The 15706-nt window shown below is 54.8% G+C and carries 18 protein-coding genes; 11 read left to right on the plus strand and 7 right to left on the minus strand.

From position 1 onward, the window contains the following. Positions 1–50 precede the first annotated feature (50 nt). Genes L466_RS14400 through hisP form a run of 3 tightly spaced genes read left to right on the plus strand, consistent with a single transcriptional unit; the run spans position 51 to position 2232 of the window. Complete coding sequence (locus L466_RS14400; protein ID WP_020883127.1) at positions 51–737, plus strand: histidine ABC transporter permease HisQ; 687 nt, start codon at positions 51–53, stop codon at positions 735–737. After that, positions 734–1450 (plus strand): ABC transporter permease, encoded by a 717-nt coding sequence (locus L466_RS14395; protein ID WP_008502590.1) that lies wholly within the window; start codon positions 734–736, stop codon positions 1448–1450. Before L466_RS14400 ends, L466_RS14395 begins: the two co-directional genes overlap by 4 nt. An 8-nt stretch (positions 1451–1458) precedes the next feature. Then, the gene (gene hisP / locus L466_RS14390; protein ID WP_020883129.1) at positions 1459–2232 is read left to right on the plus strand and encodes a histidine ABC transporter ATP-binding protein HisP; all 774 of its coding nucleotides are present in this window, start codon (positions 1459–1461) and stop codon (positions 2230–2232) included. Positions 2233–2279: 47 nt separating this feature from the next. Here the strand turns inward: hisP and L466_RS14385 are convergent, their stop codons facing one another. The 4 genes from L466_RS14385 to yfcG all read right to left on the minus strand — a co-directional run bounded on the left by L466_RS14385 (position 2280) and on the right by yfcG (position 4810). After that, on the minus strand, positions 2280–2789 hold the full coding sequence (locus L466_RS14385) for a GNAT family N-acetyltransferase (protein WP_032678617.1): 510 nt from the start codon (positions 2787–2789) through the stop codon (positions 2280–2282). Between the two features lie 41 nt (positions 2790–2830). Continuing rightward, on the minus strand, positions 2831–3724 hold the full coding sequence (locus L466_RS14380) for a TIGR01777 family oxidoreductase (protein WP_032680549.1): 894 nt from the start codon (positions 3722–3724) through the stop codon (positions 2831–2833). A 13-nt stretch (positions 3725–3737) separates the two neighbouring features. Then, positions 3738–4106, minus strand: a complete 369-nt coding sequence (folX, locus tag L466_RS14375; protein WP_032680550.1) for a dihydroneopterin triphosphate 2'-epimerase — start codon at positions 4104–4106, stop codon at positions 3738–3740. A gap of 74 nt (positions 4107–4180) precedes the next feature. Further along, complete coding sequence (yfcG, locus tag L466_RS14370) at positions 4181–4810, minus strand: GSH-dependent disulfide bond oxidoreductase (protein ID WP_020883132.1); 630 nt, start codon at positions 4808–4810, stop codon at positions 4181–4183. Positions 4811–4950: 140 nt separating this feature from the next. Between yfcG and yfcF the strand changes: the two genes are divergently transcribed. From yfcF to yfcD, 3 genes are read left to right on the plus strand one after another with little or no spacing between them, the layout of a single operon-like run. Next, positions 4951–5595, plus strand: a complete 645-nt coding sequence (yfcF, locus tag L466_RS14365) for a glutathione transferase (RefSeq protein ID WP_032681959.1) — start codon at positions 4951–4953, stop codon at positions 5593–5595. 54 nt (positions 5596–5649) lie between these two features. Beyond that, entirely contained in the window at positions 5650–6201 is a 552-nt protein-coding gene (gene yfcE / locus L466_RS14360; RefSeq protein ID WP_032680552.1) for a phosphodiesterase, read from the plus strand. Between the two features lie 55 nt (positions 6202–6256). Continuing rightward, positions 6257–6811 carry an NUDIX hydrolase YfcD gene (gene yfcD / locus L466_RS14355; RefSeq protein ID WP_014171016.1) on the plus strand — a complete coding sequence of 185 codons (555 nt, stop codon included), beginning with the start codon at positions 6257–6259 and terminating at the stop codon, positions 6809–6811. Positions 6812–6814: 3 nt separating this feature from the next. Here yfcD and L466_RS14350 read toward each other — a convergent pair whose 3' ends face one another. Further along, positions 6815–7834, minus strand: a complete 1020-nt coding sequence (locus L466_RS14350; protein ID WP_014171015.1) for a LacI family DNA-binding transcriptional regulator — start codon at positions 7832–7834, stop codon at positions 6815–6817. A 238-nt stretch (positions 7835–8072) separates the two neighbouring features. Between L466_RS14350 and L466_RS14345 the strand changes: the two genes are divergently transcribed. From L466_RS14345 to L466_RS14325, 5 genes are all read left to right on the plus strand, one after another. Continuing rightward, positions 8073–8516: a PTS sugar transporter subunit IIA gene (locus L466_RS14345; RefSeq protein WP_025203579.1), complete on the plus strand. Its 444-nt coding sequence runs from the start codon at positions 8073–8075 to the stop codon at positions 8514–8516. Positions 8517–8595: 79 nt separating this feature from the next. Further along, positions 8596–8868 (plus strand): PTS sugar transporter subunit IIB, encoded by a 273-nt coding sequence (locus L466_RS14340; RefSeq protein ID WP_014171013.1) that lies wholly within the window; start codon positions 8596–8598, stop codon positions 8866–8868. 21 nt (positions 8869–8889) lie between these two features. Then, on the plus strand, positions 8890–10281 hold the full coding sequence (locus L466_RS14335) for a PTS ascorbate transporter subunit IIC (RefSeq protein WP_020883137.1): 1392 nt from the start codon (positions 8890–8892) through the stop codon (positions 10279–10281). Next, positions 10278–11108, plus strand: a complete 831-nt coding sequence (locus L466_RS14330; RefSeq protein WP_014171011.1) for a transketolase — start codon at positions 10278–10280, stop codon at positions 11106–11108. The genes L466_RS14335 and L466_RS14330 overlap by 4 nt, the downstream gene beginning before the upstream one ends. Next, positions 11101–12054, plus strand: coding sequence for a transketolase family protein (locus L466_RS14325; protein WP_025203581.1), 954 nt, complete (start codon positions 11101–11103; stop codon positions 12052–12054). Before L466_RS14330 ends, L466_RS14325 begins: the two co-directional genes overlap by 8 nt. Positions 12055–12098: 44 nt before the next feature. Here L466_RS14325 and pta read toward each other — a convergent pair whose 3' ends face one another. Next, positions 12099–14240: a phosphate acetyltransferase gene (pta, locus tag L466_RS14320; RefSeq protein ID WP_014171009.1), complete on the minus strand. Its 2142-nt coding sequence runs from the start codon at positions 14238–14240 to the stop codon at positions 12099–12101. A gap of 76 nt (positions 14241–14316) precedes the next feature. Continuing rightward, positions 14317–15519 (minus strand): acetate kinase, encoded by a 1203-nt coding sequence (gene ackA, locus L466_RS14315; protein WP_032680553.1) that lies wholly within the window; start codon positions 15517–15519, stop codon positions 14317–14319. Between the last annotated feature and the right edge of the window lie 187 nt (positions 15520–15706).

The raw sequence follows: 15706 nt of genomic DNA on the forward strand, positions 1-15706 counted from the left end.
GAGGGGAAAAGACACGGTTCCACCACTCACGATACGACAGGGCTCGCGGTATGCTGTACGGATTTTCTGGCGTTATTTTACAGGGCGCGCTTGTCACCCTTGAGCTGGCTCTCAGCTCCGTGGTGCTGGCGGTGCTGATAGGTCTGGCGGGCGCAGGGGCGAAGCTTTCGGCTAACAAGCCGCTGGCGCTGATTTTTGAAGGCTATACGACGCTGATTCGCGGTGTTCCCGATCTGGTGCTGATGCTTCTGATCTTTTACGGTCTGCAGATTGCGCTTAACAGCGTGACGGACGCAATGGGTATGGGACAAATCGATATCGACCCGATGGTGGCCGGTATTATTACGCTCGGTTTTATCTACGGGGCCTACTTCACCGAAACCTTCCGCGGCGCGTATATGGCTGTGCCGAAAGGCCACATTGAAGCGGCAACCGCATTCGGTTTCACCTCCTCACAGACGTTTCGTCGAATCATGTTCCCGGCCATGATGCGCTATGCGCTTCCAGGTATCGGTAACAACTGGCAGGTTATTCTTAAGGCAACCGCGCTGGTCTCTCTGCTTGGCCTGGAAGATGTGGTGAAAGCGACCCAGCTTGCCGGCAAAAGCACCTGGGAACCGTTCTACTTTGCGGTGGTATGTGGCGTAATCTATCTGGTCTTTACGACCGCCTCCAATGGTGTGCTGCTTCTGCTCGAACGTCGCTACTCCGTGGGTGTGAAGAGGGCTGATCTGTGATTGAGATTATTCAGGAATACTGGAAATCGCTGCTGTGGACAGATGGCTATCGCTTCACCGGCGTCGCCATTACGCTCTGGCTTCTGATCTCCTCCGTGGTGATGGGCGGCATTCTGGCGGTATTTCTTGCCATTGGTCGTGTGTCGAACAATAAATTTATCCAGTTCCCAATCTGGTTGTTTACCTATGTGTTTCGCGGTACGCCGCTATACGTGCAGCTGCTGGTGTTCTATTCGGGGATGTACACGCTTGAGATCGTAAAAGGCACTGAAATGCTCAATGCGTTCTTCCGCAGCGGTCTGAACTGTACGGTGCTGGCATTGACGCTCAATACCTGCGCCTATACCACCGAGATTTTCGCAGGGGCGATTCGCTCTGTCCCGTACGGTGAAATTGAAGCGGCGCGTGCGTACGGCTTCTCCTCCGTGAAGCTTTACCGTTGCATCATTCTGCCGTCGGCGCTGCGTATTGCGTTACCGGCGTACAGTAACGAAGTGATTCTGATGCTGCACTCCACGGCGCTGGCCTTTACCGCCACGGTGCCGGACTTACTGAAGATTGCCCGGGATATTAACTCGGCAACCTATCAGCCGTTTACCGCATTCGGTATTGCGGCAGTGCTTTATTTGATAATTTCATACGTCCTGATTAGCCTGTTCCGTAAGGCAGAAAAACGCTGGTTGCAGCATATAAAACCTTCTTCGACGCACTGAGAATGATGATGGCTGAGAACAAATTAAACGTTATTGATCTGCACAAACGCTACGGCGAACATGAAGTGCTGAAAGGGGTGTCGCTGCAGGCAAACGCGGGCGATGTCATCAGTATTATCGGCTCATCCGGCTCCGGTAAAAGCACTTTCCTGCGCTGCATTAACTTCCTCGAAAAACCGAGCGAAGGCTCAATTGTGGTGAGCGGGCAGAACATCAATCTGGTGCGTGACAAAGACGGCCAGCTGAAGGTGGCGGATAAAAATCAGCTACGTCTGTTGCGTACGCGCCTGACGATGGTTTTCCAGCACTTTAATCTCTGGAGCCATATGACGGTGCTGGAGAACGTAATGGAAGCGCCAATCCAGGTGCTGGGTCTCAGCAAACAGGACGCCCGCGACCGTGCGGTGAAATACCTGGCGAAAGTGGGTATTGATGAGCGCCAGCAGATGAAGTATCCGGTACATCTGTCCGGCGGGCAGCAGCAGCGTGTATCCATTGCCCGCGCGCTGGCGATGGAGCCGGAAGTCTTGCTGTTCGACGAACCGACTTCCGCGCTGGACCCAGAACTCGTTGGCGAAGTGCTGCGCATCATGCAGAAGCTCGCCGAAGAGGGCAAAACGATGGTGGTGGTGACGCACGAGATGGGCTTTGCCCGGAACGTTTCTAACCACGTCATCTTCCTGCATCAGGGTAAAATCGAAGAGCAGGGGCATCCCGATGAGGTGTTAGCGAACCCGCAAAGCCCGCGTTTGCAGCAGTTCCTGAAGGGGTCTTTGAAGTAGGTTTTGCCTTTCCCCTCTCCCGGTGGGAGAGGGCCGGAGTGTGGGCATCAGACCGCACCACACTCCAGTCGATACACCCAGTCGTCATACCGCACACCGTTAATCTCATACGCTTTTTCCAGCACCTGCGTGCGCACAAAACCCGCTTTCTCCAGTACCCGGACTGACCCGCCGTTGTCTGCCAGCACATATGCGTTAATCGCCTTTACGCCCGTCTGGTTAAATGCGTAGTCACACACCGCGCGCAGTGCCTCACTGGCGATGCCCTGGCCCTGCGCGGCAGGCACGACCGTATAGCCAATATCCGCCTCTTCACGATTTTCAGCGCTGATTTGCAGGCCGATATCGCCCAGCGGGGTCTCTTCATCGCGTAAGCGGATAACGAACACATGCGCTGCCGTCAGACGTGCGGCAAACAGGCGTCGGGTCTCTTTTTCCGGGGCGATAGCGGCCATATACTGCATGATGGCGCGATCCTCGCGCAGGGCACGGAAAAAAGGCCAGTCAGTGGGTTCGAAGGGCGTGAGGTGGAGCCGGGGAGTGGTAATGGTTGCCATAGATATGCCATTTCGTCGGAACATGGCATATCACTGTAACATTATCTCACCACATCCCCCAGCGCCTCTTCTAAGTCATACCAGCGGAACGCAAACCCGGCCGCTTCCAGTCGTTTTGGCAGGGCCCGTTGCCCGCCTAACACCAGCACGGACGCTTCACCCATCATCAGGCGGATCACCGTAGCAGGCACGCGCAAAATCGCCGGGCGATGCAGGGCATGTCCGAGAGCATGGGCAAACTGTTCATTTCGCACCGGGTAGGGCGCAACCATATTAAACGGCCCGCGCAGATCGTTATCCAGCAGCCAGAGAATACCGTTGACCATATCGTCGATATGGATCCACGCCAGATACTGACGGCCATTGCCGATTGGCCCGCCAAGACCGAGCCTGAAAGGGGGGAGCATCTTCGCCAGAATGCCGCCTTTCGGGGCAAGGACCACACCGGTGCGTAGCAGGCAGACGCGGGTATGATCGCCTTGCGCAGCACAGGCGATACGCTCCCACTGGGCGCAAAGTTTATGGGTGAACTCGTTGTGGGGCGGCTCTTCTTCCGTTACCACCACCTCGCCGAGATCGCCGTAATACCCTACGGCAGAACCCGAAATGAGAACCGACGGCGGGGTATGACTGTTGCGGATAAGCTCAACCAGCTTCTCGGTAAGGGTCCACCGGCTGCTGCACAGGAGCTGTTTTTGTTCTTCCGTCCAGCGCTTATCGGCGATCGGTTCGCCTGCCAGGTTGATGACGGCGTCAAACCCGTCCAGATTCTGCTGCTCGGCCAGATTTCTCCAGATGTCGATACCTGCGCCCAGTACCTGGCGCGCTTTCTCTGGACTGCGCGTCACCACGGTGATGTCGTGATGCAACGCCTGCAGACGCGCAATGAGATGGCGACCAATCAGGCCGGTACCGCCGGTCAGCAAAATCTTCATACAACCTCCAGGGTTACGCCTGGCGTTGCCAGCTTAACGTCATCGAGACGGAATCGGCGTAACGCAGGGCGTGAAGTTTATCGATCTCTACTTCAGCATAAGTGACCCAGTGATGATCGCGTGCGATGTCGAGCACATCCTGAGTTAATTTTTCCAGTAAAGAGAAGCGGTTGTTTTCCACGTACTGGATGATTTTTTTGGTTATCGTGCGGTAGTTCAGCGCATCATTAATATCTTCGCTGGCCCGCGCTTTATCAGCCGGGTAGTGGATAACCACATTAATCACGATATCCTGACGGTTGGCGATCTCTTCCTCTTTGATACCGATGAAGGTGCGTAGGCGTAAATTTTTTATACGAATAATAGCGTCATGCTGTGACATTGCAGGTCTTCTCCGTGTCAGAATTTCCTTCACATAATACATGAGAGCCTCTCCGGCACACACCAGCCACCGGCTTAAATTTGCTGGATTTTTTGCATGGCGCGTTCGGTGGCCGGACGCGTGCGGATTCGTTCAAACCAGTTGTTCACCGCCGGGTAAGACGCCAGGTCAATGCGGTGCTTTTCATGGGTATTCACCCAGGGCCAGCAGGCAATGTCGGCGATGCTGTAATGATCCCCGCCGAGCCACGGTGCTTTCTCCAGCCGACGGTTCAGAACGCCGTATAACCGCTGGGTTTCCACCTGATAGCGTTCGATAGCATAAGGAATCGGCTGCGGTGCGTAGGCGGTAAAATGGTGGTTTTGTCCGAGCATTGGCCCCAGACCGCTCGTCTGCCAGAAAAGCCACTGCAGCGTGTGGTGACGCTCGCGCAACTCTCCGCTCAGCAATTTGCCTGTCTTCTCTGCCAGATAGAGCAATATTTCTCCGGATTCAAACAGGCTCAACGGCTTGCCCCCATCGGCAGGATGGTTATCAATAATGGCCGGGATTTTATTGTTTGGCGATATAGCCAGAAAGAGAGGACTGAACTGATCGCCTTTGCTGATATCCACGCGAATGATCCTGTAATCCAGTTCGGCTTCCTCAAGAAAGAGGGTGATCTTATGGCCGTTCGGGGTGGGGGCATAATAAAGGTCGATCATTCTCAACTCCTGTCAGTGAAAATAGTGACGCCATGAAAAATGAGTATAGGTGGTTGTTGTAAATCGTGAGTTTTCATCAAGTGACAGCGAGGCAAAGAGATTATATGTTGAATGAAAACCGATCAGCCGATGAGGATGTTATGAACCAGCCCGTAATCACGTTATGGTCCGATGCAGATTTCTTTTCTCCCTATGTTCTGAGCGCGTACGTGGCGCTGGCCGAAAAAGGACTGTCATTTACGCTAAAGACGGTGGATCTGGGCGGCGGTGAACATCTGAAACCACAGTGGCAGGGCTACGCCCTGACCCGTCGCGTGCCGGTGCTGGACATTGATGGCTTCGCGCTGAGTGAATCGTCGGCGATCGATGAGTATCTGGAAGATCGGTTCGCACCACCTGAGTGGGAGCGCATCTACCCTCACGATCTGCAAAAACGTGCCCGCGCACGTCAGATCCAGGCGTGGCTGCGCAGCGATCTGGTGCCGATTCGCGTGGAACGCTCCACGGATGTGGTGTTTGCCGGGGTGAAAAAACCGGCACTGAGTAAAGACGGTGCGGCCAGTGCCCAAAAGCTGATCGATACCGCGACTTCTCTGCTGGCTCATGGTAATCCGAATTTATTCGGCGAGTGGTGTATTGCCGATACCGATCTGGCGCTGATGCTGAACCGTCTGATCCTCAATGGAGATGAGGTGCCTCAGCTGCTGGTGGATTATGCCGCGTTTCAGTGGCAACGCGCCTCAGTGCAGCGCTATGTGGCACTCTCCGCTAAGCGGGCGGGCTGATATAGCCTGACGCTTCAGGTATGATAGGGCAGTCTGATTTCCAGGGAGTGACTGATGAAACTGATGTTTGCGTCTGATATCCATGGTTCGCTGCCCGCGACCGAGCGTGTTCTTTCTCTGTTTGCTCAAAGCGGGGCGCAATGGCTGGTGATTCTGGGGGATGTGTTAAATCATGGTCCGCGCAATGCGCTGCCGGAAGGCTATGCACCGGCGCAGGTAGCGGAAAAACTCAACCAGTATGCTTCGCGCATTATCGCCGTTCGCGGTAACTGCGACAGTGAAGTGGACCAGATGTTGCTGGATTTTCCCATCACGGCCCCCTGGCAACAGGTGCTGATGGAAAATAGCCGTCTGTTCCTGACCCATGGTCATCTTTTTAGCCCGGAAAATCTCCCGGCACTGGCGGCTGGCGATGTCCTGGTTTACGGTCATACTCATATTCCGGTGGCAGAAAAACGCGGCGAGATATATCACTTTAACCCCGGTTCGGTCAGCATACCGAAAGGTGGAAATCCAGCAAGCTATGGCATGCTCGATGAGAATACGTTAAGCGTAATCGCACTTAATGATCAGCAAGTTATTGCGCAAATAGCGATTAATCCGTAAGTTACACCTCAACTGCAAACGCGCCGAAAGAGCGCTTAGACGAGAAGGTTTCCCGATGGTGGAGCAGAGTCATTTGGCAAGTACAGAGTGGGTTGACATTGTCAACGAAGAGAATGAAGTGATCGCACAGGCCAGCCGCGAACAAATGCGCGCGGAGCGTCTGCGTCACCGTGCGACATACATCGTTGTGCATGACGGGATGGGCAAAATTCTGGTTCAGCGCCGCACGGACACCAAAGATTTTCTCCCTGGTATGCTGGATGCAACTGCAGGCGGCGTTGTTCAGGCGGATGAAGTTCTGCTGGACTCCGCGCGTCGTGAAGCGGAAGAAGAGTTAGGGATTGCCGGCGTGCCGTTTGCCGAGCATGGTCAGTTCTATTTCGAGGACGAACATTGCCGCGTCTGGGGCGGGCTGTTTAGCTGCGTTTCCCATGGCCCGTTCGCCCTGCAGGAAGAAGAAGTGAGCGAAGTGAACTGGATGACGCCGGAAGAAATTACCGCGCGTTGCGACGAGTTCACCCCGGATTCGTTAAAAGCGCTGGCGCTGTGGATGACCCGCAACGCTAAAAACGAATCCACGAAAGCGGAAAAAGAGGAAGAGGCGGAGTAAGCCTCAACAGCTCTCCCGCAGACACAGGCTGGACGCGATGGGTTTATGGTCGCGCCAGTCTCCATCATTCAGACGTTCCAGTAACGCGCGTCCCGCTTCAATCCCAATCTTACGATGTGGCACTGCCATGGTCGTCAGCGGTGGCTGACAGACCCGGCTGACGTCGCTATCGCCAAAACCCACCACGGCCAGATCGTCCGGTACTTTTATACGCCGACGCTGGCATTCATAAAGTGCCCCGCAGGCCAGTTCATCCGACACGCACACCAGTGCATCCAGCTCTGGCCACGCCAGCAGGAACTCCGGCAGTTGCGCCGCACCCGTGGAAAAACTCGGTGGCATGGCGGCGTTAATCACCCGGTTTGGTGACATATGGTGGCGAAGCATCGCTTTGTACCAGCCCTGTAAATGCTGCTGGAAAATCCACTGCTCCTGGTTAGCGCACAGCAGGCCAATATTCTGGTAGCCGCGCTTAATAACCATCTCCGTCAGTTCGTACATCGCCGCGACGTTATCAATCCCGATATTCATATCAATAGGATCGGCGCGCATGGCCCCCATCTCCATGACCGGAATGGACGCGTTTTTCAGCCAGTGGCGGACAGTATCGGAGTGTTCAACACTGAGCAAAATCGCAGCGGCAATGTTCGACGCCAGCAGCGTCTCCAGCAATTTTTCTTCCTGCTCGAGTCGATGCTGTGATTCGGCCAGCATGATCTGGTAGCCGGCAGGCTGCAGCACCTGCTGAAGCCCGGCGAACATCTCCGAGCAACCGGATTCGGAGAGATTAGGAACGACCATCGCAATCGTCCATGACGATGCCGAGGCCAGCGCGCTGGCAGCGAGATTAGGCATGTAACCCAATTCCTGTACAGCGGCTTCTATTTTTTCTCGCAGTTTATCGGAAACCTGTTCAGGCGTGCGGAGTGCACGGGACACGGTCATCGTGCCCACCCCGGCAAGCTGTGCGACATCGGCGAGTGTCACTTTACCGGTACTGCGCCGTTTTCGGGTTAGAGACATACACCTTCCTGCTGACCAGACGCGTTTTTATTATCATCCTTCGTTTCACGTGAAACGCAGTATACGCCTTAAATCCCTTTTTTTGCTGTGAATTCACGCCATGATTACAATTTGATAGCGCTATCACACTTCTGAATGTTAGCGATTGGTAGCGCTATCTTTGTGATCCCGATCGCAGTCAATAAGGGATGTGTTGAATAAAGTTTGCTCATCTTTTGCATTGTGGCGGGACGGAGAAATGCTGAAAAAGTGGATATATGATACAACCATCACGCTGCAGGAGAGCGTGGAAAGCTGGCCGCAGGCGCTGGAAATATGCGCGAAACCGTTGCTGGATCTGCAGGTGATTGGCCCGGAATACGTGACGGCCATCATTGAGCAGCATCATGCATTAGGACCTTATTATGTGCTGGCACCAGGGCTGGCCATGCCGCATGCGCGGCCGGAAGAGGGGGCCAAAGGATTAGGCCTCTCATTATTAAAACTGAAAAAGGGAGTCTCTTTTGGTGCCGGTGAGTTCGATCCCGTGGATGTTATTATTATGCTCGCGGCGCCGGATAAACATAGCCATATCGACATGATCTCTGCCCTCGCTGAATTATTTTCCAGCGACGACGATATGGCTGAATTGCATCAGGCGAATACCCTGGAGGACATTAAAACGATTATTGACCGCTTCTGATTTAATTCTCTCATCCGATTTATCACAACATTACGTTTAGCGTGATGGGGCGTGCTCTACTCAAAAAAAGGGGACAACAATGAAAATTATGGCTATTTGCGGTTCAGGCCTGGGCAGTAGTTTTATGGTCGAAATGAATATTAAAAAGGTGCTCAAGAAGCTGGCCATTGACGCCGACGTTGAACACTCCGATCTCTCCTCGGCAACGCCGGGTGCCGCCGATCTTTTCGTGATGGCGAAGGACATTGCCGCCAGTGCCAGCGTGCCGGAAAGCCAGCTGGTGGTGATCAACAACATCATTGATATCAACGAACTCGAAGCGCAGCTCCGCGCCTGGTTCGACAGACAATAATCCTGATAAGGCGAGGTGGATATGTTTATCCTTGAAACGCTGAATTTCGTTGTTGATATATTAAAAGTCCCGTCGGTTCTGGTGGGCTTAATAGCCTTAATTGGCCTGGTCGCTCAAAAGAAATCTTTTTCTGATGTGGTGAAAGGGACCATTAAAACCATACTCGGTTTTATTGTGCTTGGCGGCGGGGCTACGGTGCTGGTTGGGTCATTAAATCCGTTAGGCGGAATGTTTGAACACGCCTTTAATATTCAGGGCATTATTCCCAATAACGAGGCAATTGTTTCCATTGCGCTGGAGAAATACGGTGCCTCTACCGCGCTGATTATGGCATTCGGTATGGTGGCAAATATCATTGTCGCCCGCTTTACGCGTCTGAAGTATATCTTCCTGACCGGGCATCACACCTTCTACATGGCATGCATGATTGGGGTCATCCTCACCGTGGCGGGCTTTGAGGGCGTTGGACTGGTCTTTACCGGGTCGCTGATCCTCGGTCTGGTGATGGCCTTCTTCCCGGCGCTGGCGCAGCGTTACATGAAGCGCATTACCGGCAACGATGACATCGCTTTTGGTCACTTCGGTACCCTGGGCTATGTTCTCTCCGGCTGGATTGGCAGCAAGTTCGGCAAAGGCTCTCGCTCGACTGAAGAGATGAACCTGCCGAAGAACCTGAGCTTCCTGCGCGACAGCTCTATCTCCATCTCGCTGACCATGATGATCATCTACCTGATCATGGCGGTGAGCGCCGGGCGTGACTACGTTGAGGCGACCTTCAGCGGCGGTCAGAACTACCTGGTCTATGCCATCATCATGGCCATCACGTTCGCCGCGGGGGTGTTCATCATCCTGCAGGGTGTGCGCCTGATTCTGGCGGAAATCGTCCCGGCCTTTACCGGCTTTTCTGAAAAACTGGTGCCGAATGCACGTCCGGCTCTGGACTGCCCGGTTGTCTATCCGTATGCGCCGAATGCGGTGCTGATTGGCTTCCTGTTCAGCTTCCTTGGCGGGCTGGTGGGGCTGTTTATCTGTGGGCAATTCAGCTGGGTGCTGATTCTGCCTGGCGTGGTGCCGCACTTCTTCACCGGCGCTACCGCGGGCGTGTTTGGTAACGCCACCGGGGGGCGTCGTGGAGCGATGATTGGTGCGTTTGCCAACGGCCTGCTGATCACCTTCCTGCCGGTTCTGCTGCTGCCGGTGTTGGGGGCAATTGGATTTGCCAATACCACGTTCTCAGACGCTGACTTTGGCGCTGTCGGGATCGTGCTGGGTAACCTGGCGCGCTTCCTGTCGCCGCTTGCCATCACCGGCCTTGTTGTGGCGTTGTTCGCACTGCTGGTGGCGTACAACGTGTTCGCTAAAAACAAATCTGCGGGCGATAACGCGCAGGAAAACACCGGAGCCAAATCATGAATGAGAATGAGATAACCCATCTGGCGCGTCAGATCCGCCTTGAAACGCTGAAAATGCTGACCCAGCTGGGCTTTGGTCACTACGGCGGCAGTATGTCGGTTGTTGAAACCCTGGCCGTATTGTACGGCGCAGTGATGAAAATTGACCCGGCCGACCCGGACTGGCCAGAGCGTGACTACTTTGTCTTGTCAAAAGGACATGCTGGTCCCGCGCTGTACAGCACCCTGGCGATCAAAGGCTACTTCCCGATGGAAGAGCTGAGCACGCTGAACCAGAACGGTACGCGTCTGCCGAGCCATCCGGACCGGCTAAAAACGCGCGGCGTGGATGCCACCACCGGCTCGCTGGGGCAGGGGATTTCCATCGCCGGTGGAATGGCGCTGTCGCATAAGCTGGCGGGACGCCCCAACCGGGTTTTCTGTATCGTCGGCGACGGCGAGCTGAACGAAGGGCAGTGCTGGGAAGCGTTCCAGTTTATTGCACACCATCGCCTGAATAACCTGACGGTATTCGTTGACTGGAACAAACAGCAGCTTGATGGCGAACTCGACGACATTATCTGTGCGTTCGATCTGGAAGGAAAATTCCGTGCCTTCGGGTTTGACGTGGTGACGGTGAAAGGTGATGACATTCCGGCACTGCTGGAGGTGACATCGCTGGTTCCGGCGGCGGATGCTCGCCCGCTGGTGGTGATCCTCGACAGTATCAAAGGGCAGGGCGTGCCGTATCTGGAGCAACTGAGTAACTCGCACCATCTGCGATTAACCGCCGAGAGCAAGGCGGCCCTCAACGAGACGATTCGCCAACTGGAGGCTTCACATGATTAAGGTTGCACCTGCAGGTCAGAAAGACGCCGTTGAGATGCGTAAAGTCTACGCGGGGTTTGTGGCACAGCAGATTGAAGCCGGGAGCGACATTATCGCCCTCGAGGCGGATCTGATGAGCTCAATGGCGATGGATGGCGTGGCGCGTGATTATCCGCAGCATGTGATTAACTGCGGCATCATGGAAGCTAACGTTATGGGGACGGCGGCGGGGCTGTCGCTGACCGGACGCAAGCCGTTCGTGCATACCTTTACCGCCTTCGCCAGCCGTCGCTGTTTCGACCAGCTGTTTATGTCCCTGGACTACCAGCGTAACAATGTGAAGGTCATTGCCTCAGATGCCGGCGTGACGGCCTGTCATAACGGCGGCACGCATATGTCGTTCGAAGATATGGGCATCGTGCGGGGGCTTGCCCATTCGGTGGTGCTGGAGGTAACGGATGCGGTGATGTTTGAAGATGTACTGCGCCAGCTTATTGACCTCGAAGGTTTCTACTGGGTGCGTACCATCCGTAAGCAGGCCCCGAGCGTGTATGCGCCGGGTTCGACATTTACGCTTGGCAAGGGCAACGTACTGCGCGAAGGCAGTGACATCACCCTGATTGCCAACGGCATTATGGTGGCGGAAGCGCTTGAAGCGGCGCGTCAGCTCGAACAGGAGGGCGTCAGCGCCGCGGTGATCGACATGTTTACCCTTAAGCCGATTGACCGGATGCTGGTGAAAAACTACGCCGAGAAAACCGGACGTATCGTAACCTGCGAAAACCACAGCATTCATAACGGGCTGGGATCGGCAGTGGCGGAAGTGCTGGTGGAAACCTGTCCGGTGCCGATGCGTCGGGTGGGCGTGAAGGAGCGTTACGGCCAGGTGGGGACACAGGACTTCCTGCAGAAGGAGTATGGCCTGACGGCACACGACATTGTGTCGGCGGCGAGGGAGTTGTTGTAAATAAAAAAGGCGACCTTCGGGTCGCCTTTTTAGTCAGTAACGTATTACTGCTGTTGTGAAGACTGGATCGCGGTCAGAGCGATGGTGTAGACGATATCGTCAACCAGCGCGCCACGGGACAGGTCGTTCACAGGTTTGCGCATACCCTGCAGCATTGGCCCGATGGAGATCAGGTCTGCAGAACGCTGTACCGCTTTGTAGGTGGTGTTACCGGTGTTCAGATCCGGGAAGATGAACACGGTAGCGCGACCCGCAACCGGTGAGTTCGGTGCTTTGGATTTCGCAACGTCAGCCATAACCGCGGCATCATACTGCAGTGGACCGTCGATCATCAGGTCAGGACGTTTTTCCTGCGCCAGACGCGTCGCTTCACGGACTTTCTCTACATCGCTACCTGCACCAGAAGTACCGGTGGAGTAGGAGAGCATTGCCACGCGAGGTTCAATACCGAAGGCAATCGCGGAATCGGCAGACTGAATAGCGATCTCAGCCAACTGCTCTGCAGTTGGATCCGGGTTGATCGCACAGTCACCGTAAACGTAAACCTGTTCAGGCAGCAGCATGAAGAACACGGAAGACACCAGAGAACTGCCTGGCGCCGTTTTGATCAGCTGCAGCGGTGGACGGATGGTGTTCGCCGTGGTGTGAACCGCACCGGAAACCAGACCGTCAACTTCGTCCTGCTCCAGCATCAGCGTGCCCAGCACAACGTTGTCTTCAAGCTGCTCACGCGCAACGGCTTCGGTCATGCCCTTGCTCTTACGCAGCTCAACCAGGCGCGCAACGTAGCTTTCGCGAACCACTTCCGGGTCGACGATTTCAATACCTGCACCCAGCTCAACGCCCTGAGAGGCAGCAACGCGGTTAATTTCATCCGGGTTACCCAGCAGCACACAGGTCGCGATGCCGCGCTCTGCACAGATGGCAGCCGCTTTAACGGTACGTGGTTCGTCGCCTTCTGGCAGAACAACACGTTTGCCCGCTTTACGCGCCAGCTCGGTCAACTGGTAACGGAAGGCCGGAGGAGACAGACGACGGCTGCGCTCGGAGGTTGCCGTCAGGGATTCAATCCAGTCTGCGTTGATGTAGCCCGCAACGTATTCCTGCACTTTCTCGATACGCTCATGGTCATCAACCGGCACTTCCAGGTTGAAGCTCTGCAGGCTCAGAGAGGTCTGCCAGGTGTTGGTGTTCACCATAAAGACTGGCAGGCCAGTGGCGAACGCACGCTCGCACAGCTTGCTTACGCGTGGATCCATCTCGTAAGCACCGGTCAGCAGAATGGCACCGATTTCCACACCGTTCATCGCGGCCAGACACGCAGCAACCAGCACGTCAGGACGGTCAGCGGAGGTCACGAGCAGGGAGCCTGCGCGGAAGTGTTCCAGCATGTGCGGAATGCTACGCGCACAGAAGGTCACAGACTTCACGCGGCGGGTGTTGATGTCGCCTTCGTTAATCACGGTAGCGTTCAGGTGACGCGCCATGTCGATTGCACGGGTAGCAATCAGGTCGAAGCTCCATGGCACCACGCCCAGTACTGGCAGCGGGCTGGAATCCTGCAGAGTCGCCGGATCAACTTTAACCACTTTCGCTTTAGAAGAGTCATCGAAGATTTCGGACAGGTCAGGACGGGTACGACCTTGTTCATCAACCGGTGCGTTCAGTTTGTTAACGATAACGCCGGTGATGTTGGTATTTTTCGCGCCGCCGAAGCTGCTGCGGGTCAGTTCGATACGCTCTTTCAGCTGTTCCTGGTTATCGGTACCCTGGGACATGACGAACACGATTTCCGCATTCAGCGTTTTCGCGATTTCGAAGTTGAGAGACTGAGCGAACTGGTGTTTGCGGGTCGGGACCAGGCCTTCAACCAGCACCACTTCCGCGTCTTGCGTGTTAGCGTGATAGTTGGCGATGATCTCTTCCATCAGCACGTCTTTCTGATTGCTGGAGAGCAGAGATTCAACGTGGCTCATCTTCAGCGGTTCAGCCGCTGGAAGATTGGAGTTCTTACGCACGATGGTGGTGGTCTGGTCTGGCGCATCGCCACCGGCACGAGGCTGGGCGATAGGCTTAAAGACGCTCAGACGAACGCCTTTGCGTTCCATAGCACGGATAACGCCAAGGCTGACGCTGGTCAGACCGACGCTGGTTCCGGTAGGGATCAGCATAATAGTACGGGACACGGTTTATCCTCTTTCGTTACCGCCGACAGGGGGCGGGCTACAAAACAGCACCGCCAGCATTGCTGGCGGTGTGGAATCAGGCAGTCAGGCGGTGCGCGTCTTGCGCGATGACCAGCTCTTCGTTAGTTGGGATAACGATAGCCGGACGGGTGCCTTCTTTGTTGATGAAGCCAGACTTGCCGAAGCGGGCAGCCAGGTTACGCTCGTGGTCAACTTCGAAGCCCAGAACGCCCAGTTTACCCAGGGACAGTTCACGAACCATTGCCGCGTTCTCACCGATACCACCGGTGAAGATAACCGCGTCCAGACGACCGTCCATCAGCGCAGTGTAAGAGCCGATGTACTTCGCCAGACGGTGGCAGTAAACGTCCATTGCACGTTTAGCGTCTGCTTTTTCTGCGTAGTTGTCTTCAACATAACGGCAGTCGCTGGTGACTTCGGTCAGACCCAGCAGGCCGGACTCTTTGGTCAGCATTTTGTTGATCTGATCAACGCTCATGCCCAGGGTGTCGTGCAGGTGGAAGATGATAGCCGGGTCGATGTCACCGGAACGGGTACCCATCACCAGACCTTCCAGCGGGGTCAGACCCATGGATGTATCAACACATTTACCGTTGCGGATAGCAGAAACAGAACCACCGTTGCCCAGGTGGCAGGTGATGATGTTAACTTCTTCAACCGGCTTGTTCAGCAGTTTAGCGGCTTCCTGAGTCACATAGAAGTGGCTGGTGCCGTGCGCGCCGTAGCGACGGACGCCGTGCTCTTTGTAGAGGCTGTACGGCAGGGCATAGAGGTAAGATTCTTCCGGCATGGTCTGGTGGAACGCAGTGTCGAACACAGCCACGTTTTTGTCTTTCAGCTGCGGGAAGGATTTCAGCGCTTCAGCGATACCGATCAGGTGAGCTGGGTTGTGCAGCGGTGCGAAAGAGGCAGAGTCTTTAATGCCCTGAATAACCGTTTCGTCGATAACGACGGAACTGGTGTATTTTTCGCCGCCGTGGACGATACGGTGACCAATCGCAGTCAGCTGAGCAGACAGTTCTGGTTTTTGTGCCAGAATAGTGTTAACGATAAAGTTCAGCGCTTCACTGTGAGCGGCGCCTGCACCTAAAGCCGCTTCCTGTTTGCTGCCGTCCATCTTCCACTTGATACGTGCTTCAGGCAGATGGAAACATTCGGCCAAACCAGAGAGGTATTCGTCACCGTTGAGCGCATCGATGATGGCGAATTTCAGTGAGGAGCTACCGCAGTTCAGAACCAGTACTAACTTACTCGACATGGAAGTACCTATTATTGATACGTGGCTAAAAAAACGTCAGGGAGTCTAAAAGCGTAACGCATAATGACTCAGACATTTATGATTAACATCATGCCAAACGAACATTGTGGCATGATGGAAGAAATACATATGATTTTATGCCATTTTGAACATTTTTCAGCCAATGGCATAATATGCGATAATTTGA

The sequence above is a fragment of the Enterobacter sp. BIDMC 30 genome (assembly GCF_000534355.1).
Lineage (GTDB): Bacteria > Pseudomonadota > Gammaproteobacteria > Enterobacterales > Enterobacteriaceae > Enterobacter > Enterobacter ludwigii.

What these genes read in the sequence shown, in the direction of transcription:
- ackA (WP_032680553.1), bottom strand. Translation starts at nt 15,519, where the DNA reads ATGTCGAGTAAGTTAGTACTGGTTCTGAACTGCGGTAGCTCCTCACTG.
- L466_RS14325 (WP_025203581.1), top strand. Translation starts at nt 11,101, where the DNA reads ATGATTAAGGTTGCACCTGCAGGTCAGAAAGACGCCGTTGAGATGCGT.
- L466_RS14330 (WP_014171011.1), top strand. Translation starts at nt 10,278, where the DNA reads ATGAATGAGAATGAGATAACCCATCTGGCGCGTCAGATCCGCCTTGAA.
- yfcF (WP_032681959.1), top strand. Translation starts at nt 4,951, where the DNA reads ATGAACCAGCCCGTAATCACGTTATGGTCCGATGCAGATTTCTTTTCT.
- L466_RS14400 (WP_020883127.1), top strand. Translation starts at nt 51, where the DNA reads ATGCTGTACGGATTTTCTGGCGTTATTTTACAGGGCGCGCTTGTCACC.
- L466_RS14340 (WP_014171013.1), top strand. Translation starts at nt 8,596, where the DNA reads ATGAAAATTATGGCTATTTGCGGTTCAGGCCTGGGCAGTAGTTTTATG.
- L466_RS14380 (WP_032680549.1), bottom strand. Translation starts at nt 3,724, where the DNA reads ATGAAGATTTTGCTGACCGGCGGTACCGGCCTGATTGGTCGCCATCTC.
- yfcG (WP_020883132.1), bottom strand. Translation starts at nt 4,810, where the DNA reads ATGATCGACCTTTATTATGCCCCCACCCCGAACGGCCATAAGATCACC.
- L466_RS14335 (WP_020883137.1), top strand. Translation starts at nt 8,890, where the DNA reads ATGTTTATCCTTGAAACGCTGAATTTCGTTGTTGATATATTAAAAGTC.
- yfcD (WP_014171016.1), top strand. Translation starts at nt 6,257, where the DNA reads ATGGTGGAGCAGAGTCATTTGGCAAGTACAGAGTGGGTTGACATTGTC.
- hisP (WP_020883129.1), top strand. Translation starts at nt 1,459, where the DNA reads ATGGCTGAGAACAAATTAAACGTTATTGATCTGCACAAACGCTACGGC.
- folX (WP_032680550.1), bottom strand. Translation starts at nt 4,106, where the DNA reads ATGTCACAGCATGACGCTATTATTCGTATAAAAAATTTACGCCTACGC.
- L466_RS14385 (WP_032678617.1), bottom strand. Translation starts at nt 2,789, where the DNA reads ATGGCAACCATTACCACTCCCCGGCTCCACCTCACGCCCTTCGAACCC.
- L466_RS14345 (WP_025203579.1), top strand. Translation starts at nt 8,073, where the DNA reads ATGCTGAAAAAGTGGATATATGATACAACCATCACGCTGCAGGAGAGC.
- yfcE (WP_032680552.1), top strand. Translation starts at nt 5,650, where the DNA reads ATGAAACTGATGTTTGCGTCTGATATCCATGGTTCGCTGCCCGCGACC.
- L466_RS14350 (WP_014171015.1), bottom strand. Translation starts at nt 7,834, where the DNA reads ATGTCTCTAACCCGAAAACGGCGCAGTACCGGTAAAGTGACACTCGCC.